The sequence below is a fragment of the Bacteroides sp. AM16-24 genome (assembly GCF_003471885.1).
Taxonomy (GTDB): Bacteria; Bacteroidota; Bacteroidia; order Bacteroidales; family Bacteroidaceae; genus Bacteroides.
The window spans coordinates 284048-304388 of record NZ_QRKI01000001.1; the positions used below are offsets into that span (position 1 = coordinate 284048).

General features: G+C 46.7%; 15 protein-coding genes. 12 read left to right on the forward strand and 3 right to left on the reverse strand.

Annotated features, from left to right (window positions below; all coding sequences use genetic code 11):
• Positions 1-5 precede the first annotated feature (5 nt).
• The 5 genes from hisC (at position 6) to DW182_RS01115 (ending at position 6708) form a co-directional block, all read left to right on the forward strand.
• Positions 6-1043, forward strand: a complete 1038-nt coding sequence (gene hisC, locus DW182_RS01095) for a histidinol-phosphate transaminase (protein WP_115501652.1) — start codon at positions 6-8, stop codon at positions 1041-1043.
• Entirely contained in the window at positions 1036-2187 is a 1152-nt protein-coding gene (hisB, locus tag DW182_RS01100) for a bifunctional histidinol-phosphatase/imidazoleglycerol-phosphate dehydratase HisB (protein ID WP_118294375.1), read from the forward strand. Before hisC ends, hisB begins: the two co-directional genes overlap by 8 nt.
• 191 nt (positions 2188-2378) lie before the next feature.
• A complete protein-coding gene (locus tag DW182_RS01105; RefSeq protein ID WP_044534330.1) occupies positions 2379-3872 on the forward strand; it encodes a TolC family protein in 1494 nt (497 codons plus the stop codon).
• A gap of 127 nt (positions 3873-3999) precedes the next feature.
• Positions 4000-5364 carry a sigma-54 dependent transcriptional regulator gene (locus DW182_RS01110; protein ID WP_118294376.1) on the forward strand — a complete coding sequence of 455 codons (1365 nt, stop codon included), beginning with the start codon at positions 4000-4002 and terminating at the stop codon, positions 5362-5364.
• A gap of 30 nt (positions 5365-5394) precedes the next feature.
• Complete coding sequence (locus DW182_RS01115; RefSeq protein WP_118294377.1) at positions 5395-6708, forward strand: PAS domain-containing sensor histidine kinase; 1314 nt, start codon at positions 5395-5397, stop codon at positions 6706-6708.
• Between the two features lie 86 nt (positions 6709-6794).
• Here DW182_RS01115 and aspD read toward each other — a convergent pair whose 3' ends face one another.
• Together aspD and aspT are read right to left on the reverse strand one after the other, a co-directional pair.
• Positions 6795-8405, reverse strand: a complete 1611-nt coding sequence (gene aspD / locus DW182_RS01120) for an aspartate 4-decarboxylase (RefSeq protein WP_118294378.1) — start codon at positions 8403-8405, stop codon at positions 6795-6797.
• A 265-nt stretch (positions 8406-8670) separates the two neighbouring features.
• Complete coding sequence (gene aspT, locus DW182_RS01125; protein ID WP_118294379.1) at positions 8671-10365, reverse strand: aspartate-alanine antiporter; 1695 nt, start codon at positions 10363-10365, stop codon at positions 8671-8673.
• Positions 10366-10643: 278 nt separating this feature from the next.
• Between aspT and DW182_RS01130 the strand changes: the two genes are divergently transcribed.
• From DW182_RS01130 to DW182_RS01160, 7 genes are all read left to right on the forward strand, one after another.
• Positions 10644-13190: a DUF5686 and carboxypeptidase-like regulatory domain-containing protein gene (locus DW182_RS01130; RefSeq protein ID WP_118294380.1), complete on the forward strand. Its 2547-nt coding sequence runs from the start codon at positions 10644-10646 to the stop codon at positions 13188-13190.
• Positions 13191-13297: 107 nt separating this feature from the next.
• The gene (locus DW182_RS01135; RefSeq protein WP_044155258.1) at positions 13298-14587 is read left to right on the forward strand and encodes an inositol-3-phosphate synthase; all 1290 of its coding nucleotides are present in this window, start codon (positions 13298-13300) and stop codon (positions 14585-14587) included.
• A 107-nt stretch (positions 14588-14694) separates the two neighbouring features.
• On the forward strand, positions 14695-15168 hold the full coding sequence (locus DW182_RS01140; protein ID WP_044155257.1) for a phosphatidylglycerophosphatase A: 474 nt from the start codon (positions 14695-14697) through the stop codon (positions 15166-15168).
• Positions 15153-15668 carry a GtrA family protein gene (locus DW182_RS01145; protein ID WP_007214503.1) on the forward strand — a complete coding sequence of 172 codons (516 nt, stop codon included), beginning with the start codon at positions 15153-15155 and terminating at the stop codon, positions 15666-15668. The genes DW182_RS01140 and DW182_RS01145 overlap by 16 nt, the downstream gene beginning before the upstream one ends.
• A gap of 2 nt (positions 15669-15670) precedes the next feature.
• Positions 15671-16324: a CDP-alcohol phosphatidyltransferase family protein gene (locus DW182_RS01150; protein ID WP_044155256.1), complete on the forward strand. Its 654-nt coding sequence runs from the start codon at positions 15671-15673 to the stop codon at positions 16322-16324.
• Positions 16321-17253 (forward strand): phosphatase PAP2 family protein, encoded by a 933-nt coding sequence (locus DW182_RS01155; RefSeq protein ID WP_118294381.1) that lies wholly within the window; start codon positions 16321-16323, stop codon positions 17251-17253. Before DW182_RS01150 ends, DW182_RS01155 begins: the two co-directional genes overlap by 4 nt.
• Positions 17253-18434, forward strand: a complete 1182-nt coding sequence (locus DW182_RS01160) for an iron-containing alcohol dehydrogenase (protein WP_007664046.1) — start codon at positions 17253-17255, stop codon at positions 18432-18434. The genes DW182_RS01155 and DW182_RS01160 overlap by 1 nt, the downstream gene beginning before the upstream one ends.
• 141 nt (positions 18435-18575) lie before the next feature.
• Here the strand turns inward: DW182_RS01160 and DW182_RS01165 are convergent, their stop codons facing one another.
• Positions 18576-20150 (reverse strand): Rne/Rng family ribonuclease, encoded by a 1575-nt coding sequence (locus tag DW182_RS01165; RefSeq protein WP_007214496.1) that lies wholly within the window; start codon positions 20148-20150, stop codon positions 18576-18578.
• Between the last annotated feature and the right edge of the window lie 191 nt (positions 20151-20341).

Genomic DNA, 20341 nt, shown 5'->3' on the forward strand with positions numbered 1-20341 from the left:
AGATCATGAAAACATTGCAAGAACTGACCCGTCCGAATATCTGGAAGCTGAAACCTTATTCTTCGGCACGTGATGAATATAAAGGTGTAACGGCATCGGTGTTTCTCGATGCAAACGAGAACCCGTACAACCTGCCGCACAATCGCTATCCTGACCCGATGCAGTGGGAGCTGAAAACGGAACTTTCCAAAATAAAGAAGGTGTCTCCCGATCATATTTTCCTGGGCAATGGTAGCGACGAGGCTATTGATCTTGTCTTCCGTGCTTTCTGTGAGCCGGGAGTGGACAATGTGGTGGCTATCGATCCTACTTACGGCATGTATCAGGTATGTGCTGATGTGAATAATGTGGAGTATCGCAAAGTCCTGCTCGACGAGCATTTCCAGTTCTCGGCAGATAAGTTGCTGGCAGCTGCGGATGAACGGACGAAGCTGATTTTCCTGTGTTCGCCTAATAATCCGACCGGAAACGATTTGTTGCGCAGTGAGATAGAGAAGTTGCTGCGTGAGTTTGAAGGGCTGGTGATACTGGATGAGGCGTACAGCGACTTTTCTGAATCTCCGTCGTTCTTGCTGGATTTAGATAAATATCCGAATCTTGTTGTGTTCCAGACTTTCTCTAAAGCATGGGGCTGTGCGGCTATCCGCCTGGGAATGGCGTTCGCTTCTACGGAAATCATCGGTATCCTGAGCAAGATAAAGTACCCTTACAATGTGAACCAACTGACTCAGAAACAGGCAATAGAGATGTTGCATAAGTACTATGAGATAGAGCGTTGGGTGAAGAGGCTGAAAGAGGAACGCGAGGATTTGGAGAAACGTTTTTCCGAACTGCCGTTGACGGTGGAAGTCTTTCCGTCTGATGCCAATTTCTTCCTGGCACGGGTGACGGATGCGGTGAAAATCTATAATTATCTGGTAGGAGAGGGGATCATCGTCCGCAACCGTAATTCAATATCACTTTGTGGCAACTGCCTGCGTGTGACGGTAGGCACGAGAATGGAGAATGATAAACTGATAGAAGCGTTGAAAAGCTATGAGTAAAAAAGTATTATTTATAGACCGTGACGGGACTTTGGTGATTGAACCGCCCGTAGATTACCAGTTGGATTCGCTGGAAAAGTTGGAGTTTTATCCCAAAGTGATGCGTAACCTGGGCTTCATCCGTAGCAAATTGGATTTCGAATTTGCGATGGTGACCAATCAGGATGGGTTGGGCACGGCATCTTTCCCGGAAGAAACTTTCTGGCCTGCGCATAACCTGATGATGAAGACGCTGGAAGGTGAAGGGATTACGTTTGATGAAATCTTCATCGACCGTAGCATGCCGGAAGATATGGCACCTACCCGGAAGCCGCGCACAGGGATGTTGACGAAGTATCTGAATAATCCGGAGTATGATCTTGCTGGAAGCTTTGTTATCGGTGACCGTCCGACGGATGTGGAACTGGCTAAGAACTTGGGCTGCCGGGCTATTTATTTGCAGGACGATACTACATCACTGAAAGCGAAATCCGAAGGTGGACCTGCTGCCTGTGAAGGTCTGGAAGAGGTATGTGCCCTTGTCACGAAAGATTGGGATAAAATTGCCGAATTTCTTTTTGCCGGAGAACGGAAAGCGGAAGTACGCCGCACAACAAAGGAAACGGATATTTTCGTGTCTCTGAATCTGGATGGTAACGGTGCCTGCGACATCCATACCGGACTGGGTTTCTTCGACCACATGCTGGAGCAAATAGGAAAGCATGGCGGTCTGGACCTGACGATCCATGTGAAAGGCGATCTGGAAGTGGATGAGCATCATACCATAGAGGACACTGCGATTGCATTAGGCGATTGCATCTATCAGGCATTGGGAAACAAGCGTGGCATTGAGCGCTATGGTTATGCCCTGACGATGGATGACTGCCTTTGCCAGGTTTGCCTGGACTTCGGCGGACGTCCCTGGCTGGTATGGGATGCAGAGTTCATTCGTGAAAAGATTGGTGCAATGCCGACAGAAATGTTCCTGCATTTCTTCAAATCCCTGAGCGATGCTGCCAAGATGAATCTGAATGTAAAAGCGGAAGGCCAGAACGAGCACCATAAGATAGAAGGCATTTTCAAAGCGCTGGCCCGCGCTATAAAGATGGCGGTGAAGAGGGATATCTATCACTTTGAATTGCCGAGTTCGAAGGGAGTGCTTTAATCTAAATATTAAGTATTAAGTATAGCTATGCAGAGTCACAGCGTAGCTTATACTTAATACTTCATATTTCTCTCACCGTTCAGAAATGGACATCCCCACTGTCCGAAAATGAACACCCACCCCTGTCCAGAAGCATCCTGCTGCTTTGGCACACTCTTTGCTTTTCTGTTTATAACAATTTTTAGATAAACATGAAAAGGAATATTTTACTCGCAGCTTGGATGCTATTTCCGTTCGCCGCTTTTGCACAGAACGATACATTGACAAACGAACGTGAACGTCTCATCACTTTAAATGAAGCGATAGCTTTGGCACGTACCCAGTCAGTGGATGCCGCCGTAGCACTGAATGAATTGAAAACTTCATACTGGGAATATCGTACTTTCCGTGCCGACCTGTTACCGGAAGTGAATCTGAACGGTACTTTACCTAATTACAATAAATCTTACAGTAGATATCAAAACTCGGATGGCTCCTACTCATTCGTGCGTAACAATACCTTGGGACTTTCCGGAACGCTCTCCATAGACCAGAACTTATGGTTTACGGGTGGTAGACTGTCACTTGCCTCTTCTCTTGAATACATTAAGCAATTGGGTTCCGGAGGAGATAAACAATTTATGTCCGTCCCCGTCAGCCTGGAATTGACGCAACCTATCTTTGGAGTGAATAACTTGAAGTGGAACCGCCGTATCGAACCGGTGAGATATGCAGAAGCAAAAGCTGCTTTTATCACGGCTACGGAACAGGTGACGATGAAGACAATCACTTATTTCTTCAATCTGCTGCTGGCTAAAGAAAATCTGAAAACTGCTCACCAGAATAAAGTGAATGCCGACCGCCTCTATGAAGTGGCGATGGCAAAGCGCAAGATGGGGCAGATTTCAGAAAATGACCTGTTACAGTTGAAGTTAAATGCTTTGCAGGGCAAGGCGGACGTGACGGAAGCAGAGAGTAACCTGAATGCGAAGATGTTCCAGTTGCGTTCCTTCCTCGGTTTGTCGGAGGACGAGAATCTGAATCCGATATTGCCGAGCTCGGCACCGGATATGAAGATGGAATATAATCTTGTATTGAACAAGGCTTTGGATCGGAATTCGTTTGCACAGAATATCCGTCGCCGCCAGTTGGAAGCAGATTATGAAGTGGCTACGGCCCGTGGAAATCTGCGCAGCATAGACTTGTTTGCCAGCGTGGGGTATACGGGGCAGAATCGTGATTTTACTTCCGCTTACAAAGATCTGCTTGATAACCAGATTGTGCAGGTAGGTGTGAAAGTTCCTATCTTGGACTGGGGAAAACGCCGAGGAAAAGTACGTGTGGCAAAGAGTAACCGTGAAGTGGTGCTTTCCAGAATCCGACAAGAACAGATGGACTTCAATCAGGATATCTTCCTACTCGTAGCGAACTTCAATAACCAGGCACAACAGTTGGGTATTGCACAGGAAGCTGACGGCATTGCCGAGAAACGTTATAAAACCAGTGTGGAAACCTTTATGATAGGACAAATCAGTACGCTGGACCTGAATGACGCACAGAAATCAAAAGATGAAGCAAGACAGAAACATATTTCCGAACTCTATTATTATTGGTACTATTTCTATCAGATCCGCAGTCTGACACTTTGGGATTTTGAACGGAATTGTGAACTGGAGGCGGACTTTGAAGAAATTGTAAGAGACTGAGCTTGAGTTATGAATAATAACTTATAACTCATAACCGTTTTTTGCTTGTTATTGAAAAAAATAGTGTTATTCTGTGCTTTCTGTGTGAAATCGTTTATTTTTGCAAACCATAAAACAACGAAATCTTATGATACTGATAATCGACGATGATAGTGCCGTACGTTCTTCCCTCAGTTTTATGCTGAAACGTGCAGGATATGAAGCGCAGACTGTTCCCGGGCCGCGCGAAGCAATGGATGTGGTACGTGCCGAGGCACCCTCCCTCATTTTGATGGACATGAACTTCACCCTTTCCACAACGGGAGAAGAAGGATTGACTTTGCTGAAGCAAGTGAAAATATTCCGTCCCGATGTACCTGTTATCCTGATGACGGCTTGGGGAAGTATACAGCTTGCCGTGCAAGGTATGCAGGCCGGTGCGTTCGACTTTATCACGAAGCCATGGAACAATGCCGCTTTGCTGCAACGCATCGAGACAGCTCTTGAACTGACTGCTGTTGCTTCGAAAGATGTACAGGAAGAGCAGAGTGAGACACTGAACCGCAGCCATATCATCGGAAAATCTCAGGGATTGATGGAAGTGCTGAATACGGTGGCACGCATTGCGCGTACCAATGCCTCGGTACTGATTACCGGTGAGAGTGGAACGGGTAAGGAGTTGATTGCCGAAGCCATCCACATCAACAGCCAGCGGGTGAAACAGCCGTTTGTAAAGGTCAACCTGGGCGGTATCTCGCAGAGCCTTTTTGAAAGCGAAATGTTCGGTCATAAGAAAGGTGCTTTTACGGATGCGACAACAGATCGTGTAGGACGTTTTGAACTTGCCAACAAAGGTACTATCTTTCTGGATGAAATCGGTGACCTCGATCCTTCCTGCCAGGTGAAACTGCTCCGTGTATTGCAGGATCAGACGTTTGAAGTGCTGGGTGACAGTCGTCCCCGCAAGACGGATATACGTGTGGTTTCGGCTACTAATGCCGACCTCCGCAAGATGGTATCGGAACGCACCTTCCGCGAAGATTTGTTTTATCGTATCAACCTGATAACCGTTAAGTTGCCATCCCTTCGCGAACGCCGTGAAGATATTCCTTTGCTGGCACGCCACTTTGCCGACCGCCAGGCAGAGATCAACGGACTGCCTCGTACTGAATTTTCGGCAGATGCCCTGAACTTCCTTTCCCGTTTGCCTTATCCGGGAAATATCCGTGAATTGAAGAATCTGGTAGAGCGCACGATCCTCGTCAGCGGAAAGCCGACACTGGATGCTTCGGATTTCGATGCACAATATCTGCGTCATGATGAACCGGTGAAGGCCTCGGACTCGTCGTCTCTGGCAGGTATGACGCTGGATGAAATAGAGCGTCAGACTATTTTGCAGGCACTCGATCGCCATAAGGGAAATCTCAGTCAGGTAGCTATGACGCTCGGCATCAGTCGTGCCGCGCTTTATCGCCGACTGGAAAAGTTTAATATAACGGTTAATGAAAAGTGATTTAATCATTAACTCCTAATCGCTACTATCGTGAGAATAAAGTTCTATTTCTCCATACTTGTCCTCTTCCTCCTGGGGTTAGGTGGTGCTCTTCTCTACTTGGCGAAGGGGATGCAGCTATTGCATCTTTACATTGTAGAGGGGATCATTGCGTGTATCCTGGTGTTTCTGGTTGTCTTTTACCGTAAGATCGTGAAGCCGATGAATATTATCGGCAGCGGTATGGAATTACTGCGCGAACAGGACTTCAGCAGCAGGCTCAGCAAAGTTGGGCAATACGAGGCGGACCGCATTGTAAATGTATTCAACCGTATGATGGAGCAATTGAAGAACGAACGTTTGCGTCTGCGTGAACAAAACCATTTCCTGGACTTGCTTATCCAGGCTTCACCGATGGGAGTTGTCATAACCACACTGAACGGTGAAATATCCCAGCTTAATCCGATGGGATTGAAGATGATGGGAGTACGTCTGGAAGAGATTATGGGAAAGAAAATAGAGAATATAGACTCTCCTTTGGCTGAAGAACTGGCGAATATCTCAAAAGATCAGACGGCAGTAGTGCGTCTGAATGACTCGAATATCTATAAATGTACCCATTCCTCCTTTATCGACAGAGGTTTTCATCATCCTTTCTATCTGATAGAGAAGATGACGGACGAGGTGATGCGTGCTGAAAAGAAAGCGTATGAGAAGGTGATCCGTATGATTGCGCACGAAGTGAACAATACGACGGCGGGTATTACATCTACCCTTGATACTGTGGAACAAGCCCTTTCCACCGAAGAGGATATGGAGGATATCTGCGATGTGATGCGCATTTGTACAGAACGTTGTTTCTCCATGAGCCGCTTTATCACCCGTTTTGCCGATGTCGTGAAAATTCCTGAGCCCACCTTGGCTACAGGCAAACTGAATGAATTGGCCTCCATGTGTAAACGCTTTATGGAGGGTATGTGCAACGACCGGAATATTCTTCTCTGGCTGGAATGTGATCCGAAGCTGGAACCGGTACGCTTTGATGCGGCATTGCTGGAACAGGTATTGGTGAATATTATCAAGAATGCTGCGGAAAGTATCGAACATGCGCCCGAAGGAACGATCCAGCAGGGTAGGGTTGTAGTCCGTACAATCGCTCCTACCACGATTGAAGTGGTAGATAATGGCCCCGGTATAACAAAAGAGACTGAAGCAAAGCTCTTCAGTCCCTTCTTTTCCACCAAACCGAACGGGCAGGGAATCGGTCTGGTGTTTATTCGCGAGGTGCTTACCCGTCATGGGTGTACGTTCTCTTTACGCACGTACAGTGATGGGTTGACACGCTTCCGCATAATCTTCCCATAGGGAAGAAGTGACTGGGCTACGAGTTACGAGCTACAAGTACCTTGCGGCATTATAGCGCAGCCCACTTGTAGCTCGTAGCTTGTAGCTTATAGCTTGTAACTTTTCGCGTATTCGTCAAGAATCCGCTTGATGCCCTGGCCGATGACCACATAGTCCTTTTCGTTCAGGTTGGCAAGTGAGGCGCGTATGCTCCATTCCGGACCATCGAAACCACCGCCGTTCAGTAGTACGAGAGATGTTTCTTTCGCCAGGCGGAATACAACGTTCAACGGGCTGTAGGTGCGTTTTAGATATTCTACAAAGCCATCTCCATAGAACTTCTTTGCCCATACCAGCATGTCGATCTCCGTATAATACCCTACGCGGAGCGGGTCTTTAATCAATGTGAATCCCGTATTATCCCACAAGGCGTGCAGACGCTTCTCAATGATTTCCATCATCTTCAGTTTATATTTGTTTTCCTTATCCAGCAAGGCGAAGGAAGCGAATAAACTCATTTGCATCTGTTGGGGCAATGACAGGCCGGCGGTATGGTTCAGTGCAACCTGTCGGCTGTCGGCTACCATGCGGTCGATGAACTTCATTTTTTCGGGTTGCAGGGTCAGACTTGAGTAACGGCGGTTCAGCGCGTTGCGTTTATCTTCCGGCAGGCGGGCGATTTGCTTGTCGTAGATGTTGTCTTCGTGCAGGGCGATGACGGCATCACGCCAACCGGTAGCTCCGAAATATTTGGAGAAGGAATAGACACAAAGCGTATTGTGCGGCAGTTCGGCCATGAATGAGCGGAAGTGCGGGCTGAATGTGCCGTATACATCATCCGTGATAACCATCAGGTTGGGGTTATCATTCTTCACAATATCGACAATTCGTGCCATCGTTTCCGGACTGAGGGCGTAACTGGGCGGATTGCTGGGATTAGTGACGAAGAGCGCTTTGATGGCGGGATCTTTCAGGCGGTCGATGTCCTTGTCATTGTATTGCCAAAGGTGGAACCCGTCGTCCGTCATGCGGTCGGCATGCAGCTCTATCATGTTGAACTGGTAGCGGCTCAGTTGCGGAATTTCGATATAAGGAGTGAAGGCGGGCACCATAAGGGCGATGCCGTCACCTTTGTCCAGCAGGAAGTTTTCCTGAAGGGAGTCGAAGAGGTAACACATGGCGGCGGTTCCGCCTTCGGTGGCAAAGAGGTCGAATGTGCCGCGTGGAGGGCGGTTATCGCACATTTCTTGCGACAGATAATCTTGCACCAGTATTTCGGTGAAATGCAGGATGCGGTCGGGCACAGGGTACTGGTCACCGATGACGGCTTCTGCCCATTCATGCACCAGGGAGTCGGGATCGGCGGCATGTTGCATTAACAGGTAGTTATAGGTTTGCTCCAGGAGCTTGACACCGTGGGCGGTGTTGTTCTTTTTGAGGAAGGCTTCAAAGCGCGAGGCGATGCCGGACTTTTCGGGAATGCCGGCGATGCCTTCGGGAAGGTTCATGACGCGGCGACATTCTTCCAGTCCGAACTGTCCCAGGAGGAAGAAGGCTTCGCGAGGGGTGGTAGCAATCCAGTTAGGGTTACCGCGTCCGGCATTCAGCATCGTGCGGGCAGTTTTCTTCAGGCTTTCATCGGCCATATCAATCAATTGATTCTTCAGCTCGAATGGGCTGATGGTCTCCATTTTCTTTTCAAAATTCTTGGTATCCATATCGTTAAGTTTTAATTGTTATCATATTATTTCTTTGGTGTGACAAACTAATCTCCGGGATTTAAGAAACTAATCTCAGAGATATATAAAATTATTCGTACTATAACTGTTATTGTTTCTTACAACAGTTATCTTATAATAGATATATTTCTTTCTTACTATATTTGTTGTAAGAATAAAAATATGCATCTCCGGAATTAGTTTCTTAAATCCCGGAGATTAGTTTCTTGACCCTGTATATTAGTTGTATGCATGTACTTCCCGGTTAAATCAGCAGTACGATGACGACACCCCATATTATTAATAAGGTGTTGCCTACAGCATACGTTACGGTATAGCCCAGCGCAGGCGTTTCGCTTTCTATTGCATCTTGTATCGCTCCCAGTGCGGCGGTCGTTGTACGTGCTCCGGCACAGCATCCCAGTGTTATTGCAGGGTGGAATTTGAAGACGTATTTACCCAGTAGCAGACCGATAATCAACGGCAGGGTAGTGGCTATGGCACCTACAATGAACAAACTGAGTCCGACATCCCGGAAACCTTGTACGAAACTCGGTCCGGCGGCTATTCCCACTACAGCGATGAACATATTCAGCCCTACATTATTCAGTACCCACAGGGAAGGTTCGGGGATACGTCCGAACGTAGGATGCTTGCTGCGCAGCCAACCGAAGAATAATCCGGCTATCAATGCACCTCCACTCGTACTCAGACTGATGGGAACACCACCGATGTGGATGGATAATGCACCGAACAAACCACCTATCAGAATACCTAATCCAACGAATATCATATCCGTTTGGTGGGTAGGCCGGTCCACATATCCTATTTGTACAGCGGCACTTTCCACTTCCTGCTTGGTGCCTACTACTTCGATGACGTCGCCAGCATCCAATTTGGTCTGTGCCAGTACGGGTATTTCAATTCCCGCACGCTTGATGCTGCGGATGCTGACGCCATGCATGAATTTATGCCGGCGGATATTCGCCACAGTCTTTCCGGCGAACGTTTTCTTTGTGACCGTGACAGGTAACGTTTCTGCCGGGAAATCGAGTAACTGCGCGTCCTGTACTTCTTCGCCTATCCAGTCCTCTTCGCCGATAACGAATTCACGGCGTCCGCTGAGAACGACTTCGTCTCCTATATTCAATACGGTATTCGGGGCTACATCCCGAACGACTCCTTGCTTGCGCAGACGCTCTACGAACAGGCGTTTACCATCTTTCTGGAAGTACATTTCCAGGTCTATCACCCGGCGGCCTTGTTTGAACCATTCGTTTTCTATCTTGTAGGCGCGGAAGGTTACGGGACGTGCGGCGTGCATGAATCCCGGTTCGTCTGCTTCGGAACTACCCATTTTGGCTTCCAGTTCTTTGCAGGCGGCTTTCACTTTCTCTAGTCCGCCCAATAGTTTGGGGCCGAGGGAGGAGAGCACCCAGGCTGAACCTGCCGTACCGAAAACGTAAGTCACAGCGTATGATACGGGGATGATATTGATATAGCTTTGGCGTTGCGCTTCGTCCAGCCCCATGTTTGCCATGGTGTCTTCGGCTACTCCGATGACGGCGGAGATGGTTTGCGAACCTGCCAGTAATCCGGCGGCTTCACCGGGATTGTAGCCCATCACGAGGGCGAGAAGCCAGGTCACTACCAATACGGATACACACATCAGTACGGCAAAGCCTACCTGGGGGAGTCCGTCTTTTTTCAGTCCGCGGAAGAACTGCGGCCCTACTTTATACCCGACGGCGAACAGAAAGAGAAGAAAGAACACGGATTTGATGGGGCCTGGCACGTCAATCTTCAACTGTCCTACCAATACGCCTACAAGCAGTACGCTTGTGACCGTCCCCAAGCTGAACTTCCCGATGCGTAGCTTGCCAAGCCAGAACCCCAGGAACAGGGTGAGGAATATGGCAAGTTCGGGGCGCTCCCTGAGCTGGTTTATTATCCATTCCATAATTAAGTTGTTTAGGTTATTAATTGGTTTTCGATGCTTTTGGCGTCGTTTAAGACATATACAACAGCCTGCAATGGGAAGTGTTTCGTGCAAAAGTGGTTTTTTAGAACATTTATTCAGTAAAACTGAACTTTCTGAAAAAGTTTTCTTGCGTACCTTTGCGGGCACAAAAGAAGGATAAATGATAATTTAGCGGCGTGATTTCTGATAGTCCGTATATCAATAGGCTATATAGCCCGCTAAACTATCATTTATCTTTCAACATTATATGAATAGGTATGAGGTTTACTTTTTTAAGGATTTTATTGTTCATCGGCCTTTGCTGGATGAGCTTTCCCCTGCAAGCACAATATGTGGTACAAGGTGTTGTTACAGACTCGTTAACCCGTGAGCCTCTGCCTTATACATCTGTGTATCTGAAAGGTACTACCGAAGGAGGTATGACCAACGACAAAGGACAGTTTTCTTTCAAGACCTACCGCCCCCAAGCCGTGCTGGTTATTTCTGCCATTGGATATAATGAATACACCCGTCTTATTCATCCGGCACAAGGTATCCGTCTTACCATCGCCCTTTCTCCGGCAACGTATGTCCTGAACGAAGTGCTGGTAAAGCCCAAACGGGAGCGATATAAGAAAAAAGATAATCCCGCCGTGGAATTTGTGCGACAAATGATAGAGCATCGGGATGACTATTCGCCCAAGGAGTTGGACTTCTGGCAACGGGATCGTTATGAGAAGATGACCTTTGCCATCAACAACTTTGACAGCGTAAAGCAACAGAAGTGGCTTTATCGTAAGTTCAAGTTCCTGACGGACTATGTGGATACTTCCGCCGTTACGGGAAAGCCCGTACTTGCCGTCTCCAATCGTGAGCTGCTGGCTACGGACTATTACCGCAAATCTCCCAAAAGTCAGAAACAGCGCGTACATGCCCGCAAACAGGCCGGTGTGGATGAGATGCTTTCGCAGCAAGGCATGGAGCAAGCCATCAGTGTGACGATGACGGATGTTGATATTTATGAGAACAACATCACGCTGTTCACCAATAAGTTCGTAAGTCCGCTCTCTTCCCTGGGCCCTTCATTCTATAAATATTATCTGATGGACACGCTTACGATAGCGGGCCAGCCTTGTGTGGACCTGACATTCGTACCCTTCAATTCCGAATCCTTCGGTTTTACGGGACACTTGTACGTTACTTTGGATAGTACCTATTTCGTGCGTCGTGCCACCATGAACTTTCCACAGAAAATCAATCTGAATTTTGTGGATTATATGTCTCTTGAACAGAACTTTACCCGTGGAGCAGACGGTACGCGCCAGTTGGCTGACGAACATATCACTACCGAATTCAAGCTGGTGGACAACAGTGACGGTATCTATGCCAAACGGGATGTATATTACAGGAATTATGTGTATGAACCTTCTGCGGATGCCCTTTCAGCCTTCAAGAAGCCGGAAAAAGTGATTGAGCCGGCCGAAGCGACGCATCGCACGGAAGCTTACTGGGACGATAACCGTCAGGTGGAAGTCAGCAAGAAGGAAACTTCCGTTGATAAAATGATGGCGCAGCTTCGCACGTATCCTGTCTATTACTGGACGGAGAAGACCTTGAAAGTGTTGTTTACCGGATACATACCCGCACCTAAAGAGAAGGAACCCCTGTTCTATATAGGTATGATGAATACCACCATAAGCGGCAACACCCTGGAAGGTGTGCGTCTGCGTGCGGGAGGTATGACTACGGCGTGGCTCAATCCGCACCTATTCTATAAAGGATACATGGCTTACGGTTTCAAAGACCATCGGATGAAGGGAATGGCGGAAGTGGAATATTCTTTCCATAAGAAGAAGGAGTATGCCAACGAATTTCCTATTCATTCTTTGAAAGCACGATATACCTCGGATGTGAATCAATACGGGCAGCATTACCTTTATACCAGTCAGGACAACGTATTCCTGAGCTTGAAGCGCCAGAAGGACGACCGGATAGGCTATCAGCGCAAGGCGGAACTGACTTACACCAATGAGTTCCATTCCGGTTTCTCCTTTCAGCTCACTTCCCGCTTCCGGCAGGATGAGTCTTCGTATCTTATCCCTTTCCTGAAGCAGGATGAGATGGCAACGCCCGTGAAGAAAATATCGAATGCCGAGTTTGAAGTAAAATTGCGTTATGCGCCGAATGAAAAATTCTTTCAGACGCAATGGAACCGCTTCCCAGTATCGCTGGATGCGCCGGTCTTCTCGCTTTCACATACGATGGCTGCAAAAGGAGTGTTGGGTGGTGATTATACCTATCAATATACAGAGGCAGGTTTCCAGAAACGTTTCTGGTTTTCGGCCTTCGGCTATACCGACGTTATCCTGAAAGCCGGAAAAGTTTGGAATAAAGTACCTTTTCCGTTACTGATTATTCCGAACGCCAACCTCTCCTATACCATTCAGCCGGAGTCTTACTCCTTGATGAATGCCATGGAGTTTATGAACGATGAATATGCTTCGTGGGACGTTACTTATTATCTAAATGGCTTTCTGTTCAACCGCGTGCCTTTGCTGAAAAAGTTGAAATGGCGTGAAGTCCTTTCATTCCGGGGATTGTACGGGAATTTGAGCGACAAGAATAACCCGACGGTCAGCAATAATCTTTTTCGTTTTCCCGCCACAACCTCTTATATGGGGGATACTCCTTATATGGAAGTGGGTGTCGGTGTGGAGAATATTTTGAAGGTGCTCCGCTTCGATTATGTCTGGCGATTAACTTACAGAAATCTGCCCGGAATTGATAAATCCGGCCTTAGAATCAGTTTGCATATGACCTTTTAACTTAAATCTTACTAACAGAACATTAAATCGGATAAAAAGACGAGTCTCAATTGAACAAAATAGCCTAAATTTGAGCAATTTTTTAAACTTTAAAAGATACAATGGCAATGAAAGAAAACATTAAGCCGGCAACTGGTCGTTTGGGTGTACTGGTAGTCGGAGTGGGTGGCGCGGTCTCAACCACCATGATAACGGGTACATTGGCTGCTCGTAAGGGACTGGCAAAACCTATTGGGTCTATTACACAGATGGCCACAATACGCATGGAGAACAACGACGAAAAGCTGATTAAGGACGTAGTGCCTTTGGCAGACTTGAACGACATTGTTTTCGGCGGATGGGATATCTTCCCTGATAATGCATACGAAGCCGCGATGTATGCGGAAGTCCTGAAAGAAAAAGACTTAAATCTGGTAAAAGAGGAATTGCAAGCTATCAAACCGATGCCTGCTGCCTTCGACCACAACTTTGCAAAACGTCTGAATGGTACGTATATCAAGCAGGCTGCCACCCGTTGGGAAATGGTAGAGCAATTGCGTGAGGATATCCGTAACTTCAAGGCTGCCAACAACTGCGAGCGTATTGCCGTGCTGTGGGCTGCAAGTACTGAAATCTACGTTCCGTTGTGTAAAGAACATGAGTCGCTTGCTGCTTTGGAAGAAGCAATGAAGGCTAATAACACGGAAGTGGTTTCTCCGAGTATGTGCTACGCTTATGCTGCAATTGCAGAAGGTGCTCCGTTCATCATGGGTGCTCCTAACCTGTGCGTAGATACTCCGGCCATGTGGGAATTCTCTAAGAAGATGAATGTGCCCATCTCAGGTAAGGACTTCAAGAGCGGACAGACATTGATGAAAACAGTGCTTGCTCCGATGTTCAAGACTCGTATGCTGGGTGTAAGCGGTTGGTTCTCTACCAACATCCTGGGTAACCGTGATGGCGAAGTGCTCGATCAACCCGAAAACTTCAAAACAAAAGAAGTTAGCAAGTTGTCTGTTATCGATAACATCTTCGAACCTGAAAAATTCCCCGATCTCTATGGCGATGTTTACCACAAGGTTCGTATCAACTACTATCCTCCCCGTAAAGATAATAAGGAAGCATGGGATAACATCGACATCTTCGGATGGATGGGGTACCCGATGGAAATCAAAGTAAACTTCCTGTGCCGTGACTCTATCCTTGCAGCTCCTATTGCACTCGACCTCGTTATTTTCAGTGACCTGGCATTGCGTGCAGGTATGTCTGGAATCCAGACTTGGCTGTCATTCTTCTGCAAGAGCCCGATGCACGACTTTGAGCATGAACCGATTCATGATCTGTTCACTCAATGGAGAATGGTGAAAGAAACAATCCGTACGATGGTGGGTGAAAAATCACCGAGCTATCTGGACTAATCATAAAATAAGATGATAGGATGGTAAAATGATAGGATGGTGAGATTGTATTGAGCTATCTTATCATTTACCGTCTTATCATCTTATCATTTTTTATATCTTTTTCTATGAGGAAACCTTCCTTCTTCCCTGTCCTGATAGGCACGGGCTTCGGCTCAGGCTTTTCTCCCTTGGCTCCGGGCACGGCGGGCGCTTTACTCGCTACGCTAATCTGGTTCGGACTTTCTTTACTCATATCAGATACTTGTCTGTTGTGGACGACTGTCGCACTGATATCCCTGTTCACCGTAGCCGGTATTTGGGCTACCGACCGTCTGGAACCCTACTGGGGTGAAGATCCGTCGCGCGTGGTGGTGGATGAGATGGTAGGTGTGTGGATCACGCTCCTGGCAGCTCCGGCAGGTCATATCTGGTATGGACTGGCAGCATTTGTTTTGTTCCGCTTCTTTGATATTCTGAAGCCGCTGGGTATCCGGCGGATGGAAAAACTGCCGGGTGGAGTGGGAGTGATGATGGACGACGTATTGGCAGGAGTGTATGGTTTCATTGTTTTAATTGTGGCGAGATGGTTGATGGAGTAGAAGAACAGAGTCGGTTTGCAGGTTGGCGCAGGGAAGTGTGGCTTTTTATGAAGGCGCAGCTTTCTGCACAGATAGCTACTGTAATCGATTTTCTGATAACTATTCTTTTGGTGAAATTATTTGGTATATATTATTTGTATGCCACATTTATAGGTTCCGTGGTTGGCGGTATTGTCAATTGTGTAATCAACTATGAATGGGTATTTAAGGCGGAAGACTGCAAGAAGATACATGTGGGGCTGAAGTATTTCATAGTCTGGGGGGGGAGCATCCTGATCAATACATGGGGTACTTTTGCTTTGACGGAATGGCTGGCAGGAATGAAATGGGTGAACGGGTTGCTGGGATACTACGTCTATGATGTGTTTATCCTGTCTAAAATTACGGTTGCCCTGCTGGTTGCATTTTTCTGGAACTACTATTTGCAACGGGTCTTCGTCTACCGGAACCACAACTTAAAAAGATTTCTGAAACAACGTTTGGAGAAAAAAATAGAATGAACATGAATTACAGAGATTGGCTGCAACAGGTGATATACAAGATTATCAATCCCGTTGTGCGCGGCATGATTAAAATTGGCATTACGCCTAACTTTATTACTACTACCGGGTTGATACTTAACATTGTGGCTGCCGGTATATTTATTTATGCAGGGTTAGTGACAGATTCGGAAGAGGATCTTTCTTTGGTGGGATGGACAGGCGGACTGATACTCTTCGCCGGGTTGTTTGACATGATGGATGGCCGTGTGGCGCGTCTTGGCAATATGTCTTCCACTTTCGGGGCATTGTACGATTCGGTGCTCGACCGTTACAGTGAACTGTTTACCTTGTTCGGTATATCCTATTATCTCATATTACAAGGTTATTTCTGGGGTTCCATTATCACTTTTCTTGCTTTGATCGGTTCGCTGATGGTAAGTTACGTACGCGCACGTGCCGAAGGGCTGGGACTGGAATGTAAAGTAGGTATTATGCAGCGTCCTGAGCGAGTAGTGCTGACCAGTCTGGGAGCTTTGTTCTGTGGCATCTTCTCCGATTGCACACTCTTCGATCCGATGTTAATCTTGATAGTTCCTCTGGCAATCATTGCCGTATTGGCTAATCTGACAGCTTTTGTCCGTCTGGCACATTGCTATAAACTTTTGAATAAATGATAAAAAGATATTTTCCTCCGGTGAGAGAAACGATGTTGGTAGTGGTTATAACGGTGGTTTTCCTGTTGCTGACGGCTACTTGTATCGGGCTCCGTCCGGAGCATTTCCTGATGGCGGGTTTGTTTTTCGTTTTGTTTTTTGCTGGGAAGACAACCCGTAAACTGGCAGTAGCGTTACTGCCTTTTATTATTTTTGGCGTTTCCTACGATTGGATGCGGGTGTATCCCAATTATCAGGTGAATCCTATTGATGTGCAGGGGTTGTATGAAGCGGAGAAATCCCTTTTCGGTATATCTGTGAATGGGACGACACTTATTCCTTGCGAATACTTTGCCATACATCACTGGTCGATTGCTGACTTCTTTGCAGGCGTGTTCTATCTTTGTTGGGTGCCTGTGCCTATTGTTTTCGGTTTGTGGCTTTATCTGAAGGGAGACCGCCGGATGTATCTGCGCTTTGCAATGGTCTTTTTGCTTGTGAATCTGATTGGTTTTGCGGGATATTACATTCATCCTGCGGCACCACCTTGGTATGCCATGAATTATGGTTTTGAGGCTATGCTTGATACTCCCGGAAATGTAGCAGGGCTGGGACGCTTCGATGAATTGATGGGATGCACTATTTTCAATTCAATCTATGGGCGTAATGCCAATGTATTTGCTGCCGTACCTTCATTGCATGCAGCGTATATGGTTGTGGCATTGGCTTATGCTATTATGAACCGCTGTAAAGGCTGGCTGATAGCATTGTTCGCGTTTATCATGGTGGGTATCTGGTGTACGGCCGTTTATTCGGGGCATCATTATCTGATTGATGTCTTATTGGGAATATTCTGTGCTCTCCTGGGTATCTTTGCCTTTGAAAAAGGATTGATGAAATGGGGAGCGTTCAAGCACTTTTTCGAACGTTATAGTAAATATATCCGTTAATGAATAATTTCGTCTTTTACAGTCCTACCGAATTTGTATTCGGTAAAGCTACGGAAATGCAAGTCGGTGCACTGGCACGGAAGCATGGTGCGCGGAAAGTGATGATCGTGTACGGCGGCGGCTCTGTTGTACGGAGTGGCTTGTTGGATAGGGTGAAACAGTCTTTGCGGGAAGCAGGAATTGAATATTGCCTGATGGGGGGCGTGCAGCCCAATCCGGTAGATACGAAAGTGTATGAAGGCATTGAATTCTGCCGCCGTGAACAGGCTGATATGCTGTTGCCTGTGGGTGGTGGTTCTGTCATTGATACAGCCAAAGCCATAGCGGCAGGTGTGCTTTATGAAGGTGACTTCTGGGATTTCTATATCGGAAAGGCTAAAGTGACTAAAGCGCTGAAAGTAGCTGTTGTGCTGACTATTCCTGCTGCCGGAAGTGAAGGCTCCGGTAATACGGTTATAACGAAACTGGATGGTTTGCAGAAACTCAGCCTGCGTGTACCGGAAGTTTTGCGTCCGGTATTCTCTATTATGAATCCGGAACTTACTTATACTTTGCCGCCCTTTCAGACTGCCTGCGGTGTGGCCGATATGATGGCTCATATCATGGAGCGTTATTTTACGAACACTCAGGAGGTGGAAATTGGAGATCGCCTTTGTGAAGGCACTTTGATGGCTATCATCAATGAGGCTCCCAAGGCAATGAGAAATCCTGAAGATTACGGTGCGCGTGCCAACTTGATGTGGGCGGGCATGATTGCGCATAATGGTACTTGTGGTGTAGGTTGTGAAGAAGATTGGGCTTCGCACTTCCTGGAGCATGAAATCAGTGCTATTTATGGTGTTACCCACGGTGCGGGGTTATCTGTTATCTTCCCTGCTTGGATGACGTGGATGGTAGAACATAATGTGGGAAAGATAGCTCAATATGCCGTTCGTGTATGGGGTGTTCCTGAATCAGAAGATAAGAAAGCGGTTGCTTTGGAGGGTATTGGTAAGCTGAAAGCTTTCTTTAGCTCTCTTGCTCTGCCTGTGACATTTAAAGAACTGGGTATTGAAGACCCTGATATTGACCGTCTGGCAGATAGTCTGCACCGCAATAAAGGAGAGTTGGTAGGGAATTATGTGAAGCTGACGAAGCAGGATAGCAAAGAGATTTATCGCCTTGCATGTGCAGGGGAGTGAGTGATGGTTCGCTTCTATATAAAGGGTGAGTTTCTTTAAAGTATCGGCCAATGATTTTGAAAAGTTGGCGATAAAAATAAAAAAGACGGTGATAAAAATAAAAAATACGGCGAAGTTTCTGATTTACTTCGCCGTATTTTCTTATTTAATTTCGAATTCTTCCTTCATGTCAATCTCTTCCCCTTGCGGGTCGTAGAATACATATTCCAGGAACGCGAGTTTCTGGCTTGGAATAATCTTGATACCAAATCCGTATTTCATCTGCCATTTCCGTTTCAGGGAAACGAGTCCCTGATTGATGTAAGCAGCAATATACGGGTGGATGTGTAACGAGAATTTCTTAATCTTCAGTTTGTTGACTAAGTAATCAATTTTACTCTCTAAAGTGTCCGTAAAGAGGATAGAGGACTTGATGGTGCCTTTTCCGAAACAGGTGGGACAGATTTCTGTGGTATTGACATCCATTGCCGGGCGCACACGCTGGCGGGTAATCTGCATCAGTCCGAATTTGCTGAGCGGTAGGATGTTATGTCTTGCCCTGTCTTTCTGCATGTTGGCACACATACGTTCGTAAAGCTTTTGTCTGTTTTCGGCTTCGTTCATATCAATGAAGTCCACCACAATGATACCACCCATATCTCTCAGTCGTAGCTGGCGAGCCAGTTCGTCGGCAGCTCCCAGATTCACTTCGAGTGCGTTGGCCTCCTGCCCGTTGGCATTCTTGGTGCGGTTACCGCTGTTCACGTCTACTACGTGAAGCGCCTCAGTATGCTCAATAATCAGGTAGGCACCACTCTTGTATGAAACCGTCTTGCCAAACGAAGACTTGATCTGCTTGGTGATACCAAAATTGTCATAAATGGGGAGTTGTCCTTTATACAGTTTTACGATTCCTGCCCGGTCAGGGGCGATAAGAGTTACGTAGTCCTTGATTTCGTGGAACACGGCTTCGTCGTTGACGTGGATGTTCTCAAAAGAAGGATTGAACAAGTCGCGCAATAAGCCTACGGCACGGCTGGTTTCTTCGTAAATCAATGTCGGGAATTTGGTAGCTTTCTGTATTTTGGTGACAGCATCTTCCCAGTGTTTTAATAAAACTTTAAGCTCTCCGTCGAGCTCGGCTACGCGTTTTCCTTCGGCAACAGTGCGGACGATCACTCCGAAATTCTTCGGCTTGATACTCATCAGCAATTGTTTGAGGCGGGCGCGTTCTTCGCTCGATTTAATTTTTTGTGATACGGAAACCTTGTCGTTGAAAGGTATCAGCACCAGATATCTTCCGGCAAATGAGATTTCGGAAGTCAGGCGCGGACCTTTGGTAGAGATAGGCTCCTTGACAATTTGCACCACTACTTCTTGTCCCACCTTGAGTGTATTGGCAACGGTACCATCTTTTTCAAGATCGGGAAGTATGGTTGCTTTGGTGATTTGCGGTAGTTTCTTTTTATCGCTTAAAGTCTGCTTTACGTATTTCTCTAACGAGTTAAATTGAGGACCTAAGTCCAGATAATGAAGAAAAGCATCTTTCTCGTAACCCACGTCCACGAAGCAGGCATTCAGGCCGGGCATCAATTTCTTGATTCGTCCTAAATACATGTTGCCCACTGAGAAAGAAAGATTTCTTCCTTCGCTTTGAAGTTCCACCAGGCTCTTGTCTTCAAGAAGGGCGATGGAGACCTCTTTGGGCTGTACGTCTACAACGAGTTCGCTTGTCACAATTTTTTCTTGCTTTTAGGTTCTAAAGTCAACGAGGTTATAAGTAACCTTGTTGACTACAAATTACTACTTAAACAAAGAACAAACCCGCGAGACAAATAGCTTCACAAGTTTGTTCTTTATTTCTGTCCTCCAGACTAAAAATTACTTTTTGCTTTTATGTCTGTTCTTTCTTAGTCTTTTTTTACGCT

Bases quoted from the DNA above. Each gene is read 5' to 3' on its own strand.
- hisB (WP_118294375.1), top strand. From the start codon at position 1,036: ATGAGTAAAAAAGTATTATTTATAGACCGTGACGGGACTTTGGTGATT.
- DW182_RS01110 (WP_118294376.1), top strand. From the start codon at position 4,000: ATGATACTGATAATCGACGATGATAGTGCCGTACGTTCTTCCCTCAGT.
- aspD (WP_118294378.1), bottom strand. From the start codon at position 8,405: ATGGATACCAAGAATTTTGAAAAGAAAATGGAGACCATCAGCCCATTC.
- DW182_RS01145 (WP_007214503.1), top strand. From the start codon at position 15,153: ATGGTTGATGGAGTAGAAGAACAGAGTCGGTTTGCAGGTTGGCGCAGG.
- DW182_RS01155 (WP_118294381.1), top strand. From the start codon at position 16,321: ATGATAAAAAGATATTTTCCTCCGGTGAGAGAAACGATGTTGGTAGTG.
- DW182_RS01130 (WP_118294380.1), top strand. From the start codon at position 10,644: ATGAGGTTTACTTTTTTAAGGATTTTATTGTTCATCGGCCTTTGCTGG.
- DW182_RS01160 (WP_007664046.1), top strand. From the start codon at position 17,253: ATGAATAATTTCGTCTTTTACAGTCCTACCGAATTTGTATTCGGTAAA.
- DW182_RS01135 (WP_044155258.1), top strand. From the start codon at position 13,298: ATGAAAGAAAACATTAAGCCGGCAACTGGTCGTTTGGGTGTACTGGTA.
- DW182_RS01150 (WP_044155256.1), top strand. From the start codon at position 15,671: ATGAATTACAGAGATTGGCTGCAACAGGTGATATACAAGATTATCAAT.
- DW182_RS01105 (WP_044534330.1), top strand. From the start codon at position 2,379: ATGAAAAGGAATATTTTACTCGCAGCTTGGATGCTATTTCCGTTCGCC.
- DW182_RS01140 (WP_044155257.1), top strand. From the start codon at position 14,695: ATGAGGAAACCTTCCTTCTTCCCTGTCCTGATAGGCACGGGCTTCGGC.
- aspT (WP_118294379.1), bottom strand. From the start codon at position 10,365: ATGGAATGGATAATAAACCAGCTCAGGGAGCGCCCCGAACTTGCCATA.
- hisC (WP_115501652.1), top strand. From the start codon at position 6: ATGAAAACATTGCAAGAACTGACCCGTCCGAATATCTGGAAGCTGAAA.